Origin of the sequence: Caballeronia sp. LZ008 (assembly GCF_031451435.1) — a bacterium.
Lineage (GTDB): Bacteria > Pseudomonadota > Gammaproteobacteria > Burkholderiales > Burkholderiaceae > Caballeronia > Caballeronia zhejiangensis.
Window position 1 is genome coordinate 889,377 of record NZ_JARUXK010000003.1, and the last position, 7,962, is coordinate 897,338.

General features: G+C 63.2%; 7 protein-coding genes. All 7 read right to left on the bottom strand.

The features are described 5' to 3' along the window. Position 1 precedes the first annotated feature (1 nt). A complete protein-coding gene (locus QCE49_RS23065; RefSeq protein ID WP_008348460.1) occupies positions 2-1,663 on the bottom strand; it encodes a cation acetate symporter in 1,662 nt (553 codons plus the stop codon). Continuing rightward, complete coding sequence (locus tag QCE49_RS23070; protein ID WP_086969236.1) at positions 1,660-1,965, bottom strand: DUF485 domain-containing protein; 306 nt, start codon at positions 1,963-1,965, stop codon at positions 1,660-1,662. Before QCE49_RS23070 ends, QCE49_RS23065 begins: the two co-directional genes overlap by 4 nt. Positions 1,966-2,092: 127 nt before the next feature. Further along, a complete protein-coding gene (gene eutC / locus QCE49_RS23075) occupies positions 2,093-2,860 on the bottom strand; it encodes an ethanolamine ammonia-lyase subunit EutC (protein ID WP_250436758.1) in 768 nt (255 codons plus the stop codon). Beyond that, positions 2,860-4,239 carry an ethanolamine ammonia-lyase subunit EutB gene (locus QCE49_RS23080; protein ID WP_175981164.1) on the bottom strand — a complete coding sequence of 460 codons (1,380 nt, stop codon included), beginning with the start codon at positions 4,237-4,239 and terminating at the stop codon, positions 2,860-2,862. The genes eutC and QCE49_RS23080 overlap by 1 nt, the downstream gene beginning before the upstream one ends. Further along, positions 4,236-5,387: a branched-chain amino acid ABC transporter substrate-binding protein gene (locus tag QCE49_RS23085; protein WP_250459892.1), complete on the bottom strand. Its 1,152-nt coding sequence runs from the start codon at positions 5,385-5,387 to the stop codon at positions 4,236-4,238. Before QCE49_RS23085 ends, QCE49_RS23080 begins: the two co-directional genes overlap by 4 nt. 11 nt (positions 5,388-5,398) lie before the next feature. Further along, complete coding sequence (locus QCE49_RS23090; RefSeq protein WP_008348469.1) at positions 5,399-6,631, bottom strand: FAD-binding oxidoreductase; 1,233 nt, start codon at positions 6,629-6,631, stop codon at positions 5,399-5,401. Further along, the coding region (locus QCE49_RS23095; protein WP_309806481.1) for an amino acid permease at positions 6,631-7,962 on the bottom strand (1,332 nt) is incomplete at its 5' end. The genes QCE49_RS23095 and QCE49_RS23090, both read right to left, overlap by 1 nt.

Here is a 7,962-nt window from a genome sequence, read left to right on the forward strand (position 1 = left end):
CTTAATGGCTCGCGCCCTCCACCGCGCCGATGCCCGTTTCGGAGCGCACGGTCTGCGCTTCGAAGCCTGCTTTATCGACACGCGCACGCGCCGATTGATCGGTTACAGAGAAGAGCCAGATGCCGATGAAACCGATCGCCATCGAGAACAGCGCAGGCGATGCATACGGGAACGGCGCATCCGCGTAGTGGAACACATCGACCCATACGGCTTTGGACAGGACCGTCATCACGACCGCCGAAAGCAGGCCGAGAAAGCCGCCGATTGCCGCGCCGCGCGTCGTGCAGCCGCGCCACAGGACCGACATGAAGAGCACCGGAAAGTTGGCGGACGCCGCGACCGCGAACGCGAGCGACACCATGAACGCGATGTTCTGCTTCTCGAACACGATGCCGAGCACGACCGCGACGATGCCGAGCACGATCGTCGTGATGCGCGACACCTTCAGTTCGCTCTTGCTGGACGCCTTGCCCTTCTTGAACACGGTCGCATAGAGATCGTGCGACACCGCCGATGCACCCGCGAGCGTCAGGCCCGCCACCACTGCGAGGATAGTTGCAAACGCAACTGCCGAGATGAAGCCGAGGAACACGTTGCCGCCGACCGCGCTCGCGAGATGCACCGCCGCCATGTTCGTGCCGCCGAGCAGCTTGCCGCCCGCATCCTTGAACATCGGATTGGTGCTCACCAGCACGATCGCGCCGAAGCCGATGATGAACGTGAGTATGTAGAAGTAGCCGATCCACGTCGTCGCCCAGAACACCGACTTGCGCGCTTCCTTCGCGTTGGGCACGGTGAAGAAACGCATCAAGATATGCGGCAGACCGGCCGTACCGAACATGAGCGCGATGCCGAACGAGATCGCCGAAATCGGATCCTTGATGAAGTTGCCCGGACCCATGATCGACGCCTTCTTCTCGTGCACGTCGACGGCCTTCGCGAAGAGCGCCTCGGGGCTGAAGTGGAATTGCCACAGCACCATGAACGCCATGAACGATGCACCCGCAAGCAGCAAACACGCCTTGATGATCTGCACCCACGTCGTCGCGGTCATGCCGCCGAAGAGCACGTACACCATCATCAGCGCGCCGACGATCACGACCGCGATCCAGTATTCGAGCCCGAACAGCAGCTTGATGAGCTGTCCCGCGCCGACCATCTGCGCGATCAGATAGAACGCGACGACGACGAGCGTGCCCGATGCAGCGAACGCGCGAATCGGCGTCTGCTTGAAGCGGTACGCGGCGACATCGGCGAATGTGAAGCGGCCGAGATTGCGCAGACGCTCCGCCATCAGGAACGTGATGATCGGCCAGCCGACGAGAAAGCCGATCGAATAGATCAGCCCGTCATAGCCATTGCTATAAACCGCCGCCGAAATGCCGAGAAACGACGCCGCCGACATGAAGTCGCCCGCGATCGCAAGACCGTTTTGAAAGCCCGTGATGCCGCCGCCCGCCGTGTAGAACTCGGCCGCGGAACGCGTCTTCTTCGCGGCCCATTTGGTGATGAAGAGCGTCGCGATCACGAACGCGATGAACATGCAGATCGCGGTCCAGTTGGTCGCCTGCTTGACCGCCTGACCGAGATCGCCGCCTGCTGCAAATGAACTCGCGGACGCCGCGAAAAGCGCGCCCGCCGTGACGATGCGTTGCGGCTTCATGCGGCCTCCCGCTTGATCTTGTCGGTGAGTTCGTCGTACGTGCTGTTGGCGTGGCGCACATACAGCCCCGTGATGACGACCGTGAACACGATCACGAACAGGCCGATCGGCATGCCCCATGTCATGACGCCCGCGCCCATCTTCGCGGCGAGCAGATCCTTATTGAATGCGATGAGCAGCACATAGCCGTAATAGACGATCAGCACGAGTGCCGTCAGCGTCCAGCCGAGCTTCGAGCGCTTTCGCACCAGTTCGCCGTAAGCGGCGCTCGACTTTATTTTCTCTACGATCTTCAGATCCATTTCCGTCGTCTCCTGCATGAATGCCTCGTTTACGATGCGCTGGAGACTAAGGTAAAAGCGTCCGCTTACCCGTTTCTTACGTGAAGCGTTTTCTTTCGACGGGGTTTACGCGAAGCATCGTCCATTGCTATGCACCCGATAGGCGATCCATCGTTCGCCCGGGCAGCGTCGTCGCGCTGTCGTCTTTGAGGCTCACGCCCGTCAGCTTGCGCGTGCGCGCTTCGTTCAGCAGCCACGCGAGCTTGAACGCGGCCGCGTCGTAAGCAAGTCCTTCAGGACGCACGTTCGATATGCAGTTGCGCTCCGCATCGCTGCGGCCCTGCACGGGATCGTAAGTCACATACACGCCGAGGCTCGCGGGCGAACTGAGCCCCGGCCTCTCACCGATCAGCACCGCGACGATGCGCGCCCTCAATATCGCGCCGATGCAATCGCCGAGCGCGACGCGCGCCTGAGTCGCGACGACGACCGGACCGATGCGCCATCCGTCGAGCCGCGCGATCGTTCTTTCGATGAGCGGTATCGCGTGCGTCGCCGCTGCGTTCGACGACAGTCCATCGGCGATGACGAACACGACATCCGCGTCCGTCGCGTGGGTCGCGAGACTCGCGGCGCTGTCGTCGCTCAGCATGCGGCCAAGATCCGGACGACGGAGATAAACATCGCGTGCCGAAGCGGCGCTGCATACCGAAGCACATGCGAATCGCTTCGAAGCCAGTTCTTCCAGCAACGACGAGACATCGAGCGGCCGATGCACCGCATCGCGCGCCTGCGCATGCGCGAGATTGAACGCGAGCAGCGGCGCGGTCGGCACGCTGTTGCCCGCGCGTCCCAGCGCGATGCGCGCATCGGTGAAACGGCGCAGCGCTTTCCACGGATTCTGGCTGACGCTCATCACGCCCTCATCCAGTCGTTCAGCGCGGGCCACTCGGCGCGCGTCTGAAGCATGCCGCGCGCATTCGTGATCTGAATCGCGCGCAGCCACGCTTCGAACTCCGGCGCGCGCTTCAGACCGAGCACGTCGCGCACATACAGCGCGTCATGAAACGACGTGCTCTGATAGTTCAGCATGACATCGTCTGCGCCGGGCACGCCCATGATGAAGTTCACGTTGGCCGCGCCGAGCAGCGTGAGCAGATTGTCCATGTCGTCCTGATCGGCTTCGGCGTGATTCGTGTAGCAGACGTCGCAACCCATCGGCACGCCGAGCAGCTTCGCGCAGAAATGATCTTCGAGTCCGGCGCGAGTGATCTGCTTGCCGTCGTACAGGTATTCCGGACCGATGAAGCCGACCACGGTATTCACGAGAAACGGATCGAACTTGCGCGCGACCGCATAGGCGCGCGCTTCGCAAGTCTGCTGATCGACGCCATGATGCGCGTTCGCCGACAACGCGCTGCCCTGTCCCGTCTCGAAGTACATCAGGTTCTCGCCGACCGTCCCGCGCTTCAGCGACAAACCCGCTTCATACGCTTCCTGCAACAACGCGAGCGAGATGCCGAACGACGCATTCGCCTTTTGCGTGCCCGCGATCGACTGGAACACGAGATCGACCGGTGCGCCATGTTCGATCGCCGCAAGCGTGTTGGTCACGTGTGTCAGCACGCAGGTTTGCGTCGGCACGTCGTAGCGTTCGCGGAACGCGTCCATCATCGCGAGCAATTTGCCGATGGCCTGCGGCGAGTCGGATGCGGGATTGATGCCGATCATCGCGTCGCCGCAGCCGTACATGAGGCCATCGATCATCGAAGCGGCGATGCCTTGCACATCGTCGGTCGGATGATTCGGCTGCAGGCGCACCGACATGTGCCCCGGCAATCCCACGGTATTCCTGAAACGCGTGACGACCGGACGTTTCTTCGCCGCGAGAATGAGATCCTGATTGCGCATCAGCTTCGATACGGCCGCGACCATCTCGGGCGTCAATCCTTGCGATACGGCGACGAGCGCGGCGGTATCGGTCGTATCGGCGAGCAGCCATTCGCGGAACTCGCCGACCGTCAGATGCGACACGACGGCGAACGCCTCCCGCGAATGTTCATCGATGATGAGGCGCGTCACTTCATCGTCCTCGTACGGAATCAACGCTTCTTCGATGAACGCGCGCAACGGCACCCTCGACAGCGCCAACTTCGCCGCCGCGCGCTCTTCTTCCGTCGCGGCGGCGATGCCCGCGAGTTCGTCGCCGGAACGTCGCGAACTCGCTTTCGCCAATAGCGTCTTGAGATCGTCGAAACGATACGTCCGAACGCCTACGGTTTCGCTGAAGCTCATACGCCGCTTCCGCCGACCGTCCTCAAACTCTTCCATTGCCCTTGCTCGACCTGAAAGAGCGTGTATGGAGGCTTGATGAGATCGCCATATGGATCGAACGAAATCTTGCCGGTCACGCCAGTGACGTTGACCTTCGCGAGCGCTTCCACGATCTTGCCGCGATCGAGCGAGTTCGCATCGTGAATGGCCTTGATCATCGCGAGCGCGGCATCGTAGGCGAATGGCGCATATAGTTCGACATCCTGATTGAAGCGTGCCTTGTAGCGCTTGCCGAACTCCTGCGCGGAAGGCAGCTTGTCGAGCGCGGGACCGGGCTCGAGGTCCTGCGTGCCGTTGCCCGATGTGCCCGCGATCTGCAGGAACGCGTTGCTCTTCAGTGCGCCCGCGCCGAAGAGCTGCGTCGTCATGCCGAGCGAGCGCATCTGCTTGACGAGCATCGCGCCTTGTTCATCGAGTCCGCCGAAGAAGATCAGATCGACGTTCTGGCTCTTCATCGTCGTGAGAATCGCGCGGAAATCGACGGCCTTGTCGTTCGTGTATTCGCGCGCGACGACCTTGCCGTTGGCTTCCTTCACGCCCTTCTCGAAGGCATCGGCGAGACCTTGCCCGAACGCCGTGCGATCGTCGATGATGCCGATGCGCTTCGGCTTCATCTGCTCGACGACGAAGCGCCCCGCCACCACGCCGCCCACGCCATCGTGGCCCATCGTGCGGAACACGTTCTTGAAGCCCTGTTTCGTGAGTTGCGGATTCGTCGAGCCGGGCGTGATCATCGCGACATTCGCCTGGTGATAGACGGTCGATGCCGGAATGCTGCATCCCGAGTTGTAATGCCCGATCACGCCGACGATGCCGCTATCCACCGCTTTCTGCGCGACCTGAATCGCGACGCGCGGATCGGCCTGATCGTCGTACACCTCCAGTTCGAACTTGACGGGCTTGCCGCCGACGATGGGATGCTTCGCGTTCTCTTCGTCGATCGCGAGTTGCGCGCCGTACTGCAAGTCCTTGCCGACGCGCGCAACCGGCCCGGTCAACGGTCCGACGAACGCGATCTTCACGACCTCGGGATCGGCGGCCCACGACATCGGCATGTACGCGGCAAGCACGCCCGCGGTCACGCCCGAAAGAAAGATACGGCGATTCATGTTCATGCTCCTCAGTGAAAACGCGACGCGCGATAACTCGCGAGATCGAGTGGCGGCGAACGTCGCGCGATGAGATCGGCGACGATGCGTCCGCTCACGCCCGCGAGCGTCAAGCCAAGATGCTGATGCCCGAACGCATACACGACGCGCTCGCTCGCCTTCGATGCGCCGATGACCGGCACGCCGTCCGGCAGCGTCGGACGAAAGCCCAGCCATTCGCGATCGGGCGTGCCGAGCGCGGGCAACGCGCGCTTCGACGATACGGTGACGAGATCGAGCAGCGCGCGATTGCGCTCCTCGATGAAACCGGCGAGTTCGACGGTGCCCGCGACGCGAATGCCATCGCTCATCGGCGTCATATAGAAGCCGCGCTCCGCCCAGCCGCACGGCCGCGATATGAGGTTCGATGCCGACGCATAACGGATGTGGTAGCCGCGCTCGGTATCGAGCGGCACGCGATCGCCACATTGCTGCGCGAATTCGCGCGAACGCGCGCCCGTCGCGACGACGACATGATCGAAGCGGCGCGCATCGCCCTCGACGCGCAACGCGACGTCCTGCACGCCCGGCTCGATCGCGTCGACCTTCTTGCGTTCGAGTTGCGCGCCACGGGCGGCGAGCCGCTCGTGCAAGGCCTGAAGAAAGCCCGCCGGATCGCTGAAATGCCAGCTATCGCGAAACAGCACGCCGCGCGCGAAAATCGGCGCGAGGTGCGGTTCGAGTTCGCGGATCGCGCCGCTGTCGAGCACATCGAAGCCGACGCCAAGCCTCTCGCGCAATGCCAGCGAATCGCGCGACGCGTCGAACGAAGCCGCGCTCGAATACAGATAAAGGCATTCGCGCGGCTTGACGAAGCGCTTCAAGGCATCGTCGTCGAGCAAGAGTGCATAGCCTTCCTGCGCACGCGACAACAACGCGGCCAGCGCCTGTGCGCTCGCTTCGAAATTCTTTTGTCGCGAGCTCATCAGAAAGCGCGCGAGCCACGGCGCGAGTTGCGGCAGATAACGCCAGCGCAATCTGAACGGGCTATCGTTCGAGAAGAGAAAGCGCGGAATATCGCGGAATACGGACGGATTGTTCACCGGCACGCATCCGTATGGCGCGAACGTGCCCGCGTTGCCGAACGACGCGCCCTGCGCCACGCCCGACGGATCGAACAGCGTCACGCTGTGACCGTCGCGCGTGAGCCAGGCCGCGCTCGCCATGCCGATGAACCCCGCGCCGATGATCGCCACGTTCGACATCAGTCCTGCCCCTTCCATGCGAGCCGATTGTCTTGCGACAGGAAGCCCGTCGCCGATTCGCTCTCTTCATGACGATGATGATGCTTCGCGGCGAAGAAGTACGCCGCCGATGCGGCCGCGAGGCTCGCGAGACTCGCCATCAGTTGCGGACGCAGTTCGTGGTCCGCGCCCATGGCCGCAAGCACACCGACGATCGCGATCACGACGGCATACGACAGCCACGGGAAGAGCCACATCTTCAGCGTGAGACGCTCGGGCGCTTCGCGTTGAATGCGTCGGCGAATGCGGATTTGCGCCAGCGCCGTCGCGAGATAGACGAACAGCATCACCGCGCCCGATGCGTTCACGAGAAACAGGAACACGCCCTGCGGCGACACGATCGCGGCGACGATCGCCACATAACCGACGACGCTCGACAGCACCACCGCGAGACGCGGCACCTTGTTCGGCGTGAGCTCGAGCAGCGACTTCGGCGCATCGCCGCGTTCCGCGAGACGGAACAGAATGCGCGACGACACGTACAGGCCCGAGTTCAGCGCGGACAGCACGGCGACGAGCACGATCGCGTTCATGATGTCGGCGGCGTAGGGAATGCGCATCGTCTCCAGCGCGGCGACGAACGGCGAGTGGCCCGTCACGATGCTGCCCCACGGCACGATGCACGCGATCAGGAACAGCGAGCCGACATAGAACGTGATGACGCGCAGGATGACCGAGCGCGTCATCGCGGCGACGCTTTTCGCGGGATCGTCGGATTCGGCCGCGGCGATGGTCGCGATTTCCGCGCCGCCGACCGCGAAGATGACGGTCGGCACGGCGGCGAACACGGACATCGCGCCGAACGGCAGGAAGCCGCGATTGCCGGTGAGATGCGCCACGGCGCTGCCCGCGTGCCCGAAGCCGAGCAGATAGCCCGCGCCGATGGCGAGGAACACGATGATCGCCGCGACTTTGATCGACGCGAACCAGAACTCGAATTCGCCGTACGACTTGACCGAAAGCAGATTGATGACGGTCATCACGGACAGCAGCACGAGGCCGATGACCCAAACCGGCGCGGGTATCCAGCGCTGCAATATCGCCGCGCCGGCGACCGCTTCGACCGCGACGACGATCACCCAGAAATACCAGTACAGCCAGCCGCTCGTGAAGCCGGCCCAGTTGCCGAGGCCGATGCGCGCATATTCGGTGAACGAGCCGACGCCGGGCACGGCAAGCGCCATTTCGCCGAGCATGCGCATGACCATCAGCACCACGATGCCGGCGACGAGATACGACACGCACGCCGCCGGACCGACGGTCGCGAGCGTCGCGCTGCTGCCGACGAACAG

Coding starts and splice junctions, on each gene's coding strand:
- QCE49_RS23085 (WP_250459892.1), bottom strand. CDS start 5,387: ATGAATCGCCGTATCTTTCTTTCGGGCGTGACCGCGGGCGTGCTTGCC.
- QCE49_RS23090 (WP_008348469.1), bottom strand. CDS start 6,631: ATGTCGAACGTGGCGATCATCGGCGCGGGGTTCATCGGCATGGCGAGC.
- QCE49_RS23065 (WP_008348460.1), bottom strand. CDS start 1,663: ATGAAGCCGCAACGCATCGTCACGGCGGGCGCGCTTTTCGCGGCGTCC.
- eutC (WP_250436758.1), bottom strand. CDS start 2,860: ATGAGCGTCAGCCAGAATCCGTGGAAAGCGCTGCGCCGTTTCACCGAT.
- QCE49_RS23080 (WP_175981164.1), bottom strand. CDS start 4,239: ATGAGCTTCAGCGAAACCGTAGGCGTTCGGACGTATCGTTTCGACGAT.
- QCE49_RS23070 (WP_086969236.1), bottom strand. CDS start 1,965: ATGGATCTGAAGATCGTAGAGAAAATAAAGTCGAGCGCCGCTTACGGC.